The organism is Microbispora sp. NPDC049125 (assembly GCF_040802045.1).
In the GTDB taxonomy this organism is placed as follows: domain Bacteria; phylum Actinomycetota; class Actinomycetes; order Streptosporangiales; family Streptosporangiaceae; genus Microbispora.
In genome coordinates this window covers 1-1646 of sequence record NZ_JBEZDW010000113.1, presented here as the reverse complement: position 1 = coordinate 1646, position 1646 = coordinate 1, and the positions used below count along the sequence as shown (strand labels likewise).

The following is a 1646-nucleotide window of genomic DNA, read 5'->3' as shown; positions in this document are numbered from 1 at the left end:
CTAGGGCCTGTACGGACTTCGGATCTTCAGATGAGTCAGAGGCTGATAGCCCGCGCGGCAGAAAATACCTCGCCGACCCGCTCCGGATCATCCAGACTGGCACGATGCCCGACCTCCAGCCCTCTTCAGCCGCCCTCGCCTGGGCCACGCGTATACCCGGTACAAGCGCGACAGTGCGGGAGGTACAAGTGCTCACCGGCGGCACTCATGCCAGTACGCATCTGATCCGGACGGCTGACCCGGACTGCGAGCTGGTTCTGAGACGGTACGCCGCCGGGGACGATGCGGCGTATCGCGAGACACACGTGCTGACCGCGCTCGACGGGCTGGGCGGCCTCGCGCCGCGTCTACTCGACTCCGATCCGGCGGGGGAGCGGTTCGGCGAGCCTGCCGTTCTGATCTCGCGGCTGCCGGGGCGAGCGGACATCATGCCCACCGATCCGCTCCCGTGGGCTGCGCGACTGGGACGCACACTCGCCCGTATCCACGCTGCACCTCTTACCGGGATGACGGGATTCCGCGACGTTCTTGGTGATATCCCCGGCATCGTAGGCCGGGCCGATGGCCCGGTGCGGAAGCGATGGGTCGATCTTGCCGCCGAGTCGAGGGTGCTCACACATTTCGACTACTGGTCGGGAAATGTCCTGTGGGAAGACGGTGAGCTCACGGGGGTCGTCGACTGGTCGGGGGCCTCTCTTGCACCCCGCGGATTCGATGTCGGCTGGTGCCGCCTGGACCTGGTGTTGCTCCACGGTACACACGTCGCCGACGCTTTTCTCCTTGCCTATGAGGACGCCGCCGGTACGCGCGTGCCACACCGGGAACTTTGGGATTTGTTCGCCATTCAACGCTCCCGCGGCGAAGTGGAGAATTGGCTGCCCAACTATCACGATCTCGGTCGCACCGACCTCACCCGCCAAGAACTCAGTCACCGGCACGGTGCCTGGCTCGCTGCCATGTGATCAGGCGGGGTCCCCGCCTGATGTGTATCGAAGGGTTGGTCGCCGCGTCCGATGAGCCGGTGCGACGGGCGGTCGCGCCGGTATCCAACCTCATAGAGGAGGTACGGGCCGATGCTCACAACCGACAGCTCAATAAAGTTGAGATCATGAGCTTCGAGGATTCCAGCTGCTCTTGGTCTTCGGTCTTGGTAGGCCATCGCTATGGCGCGTGGAGACCTTACCGATGAGGAGTGGTCGTTGATCGAGCCTCACCTGCCCGTGGGTGAGCGCGGTCCGATCCCGGATCTGCGGCAGCAGTTCAACGCGGTGATGTGGCGGTTTCGTACCGGCAGTCCGTGGCGGGATCTGCCCGCCGAGTACGGGCCCTGGTCTACTGTCTACGACAGGTTCCGGTCGTGGGTGATGTCGGGCGTCTTCGAGCACCTGATGCAGGCCATGATCGCCGAAGCCGCGGCCCGGGGGCAGACCGACCTCGACCTGGTCAGCGTGGACTCCACCACGGCCCGCGCCCACCACCACGCCGCCGGGATGATCCTGGACGGCGAGCTGGTCAAGGCGCTAGAAGAAGCCGCCGAACAGGAAAAGGGGCTGCCCCAAAGGGGCAAACCCCCCAGGACGGCGGACTCGGCGAAAGCGGGGATCGGGACGGAGAGCGGGACGGACGCCGGCGGTTGCGGCTGCGGC

Annotated in this window: 2 protein-coding genes; both read left to right on the top strand. The window is 65.8% G+C overall.

The window, feature by feature from the left end:
- On the top strand, nucleotides 1-962 hold a 962-nt coding region (locus AB0B72_RS40215; protein ID WP_367745061.1), incomplete at its 5' end, for a phosphotransferase family protein.
- Between the two features lie 201 nt (nucleotides 963-1163).
- The coding region (locus AB0B72_RS40210; RefSeq protein ID WP_367745060.1) for an IS5 family transposase at nucleotides 1164-1646 on the top strand (483 nt) is incomplete at its 3' end.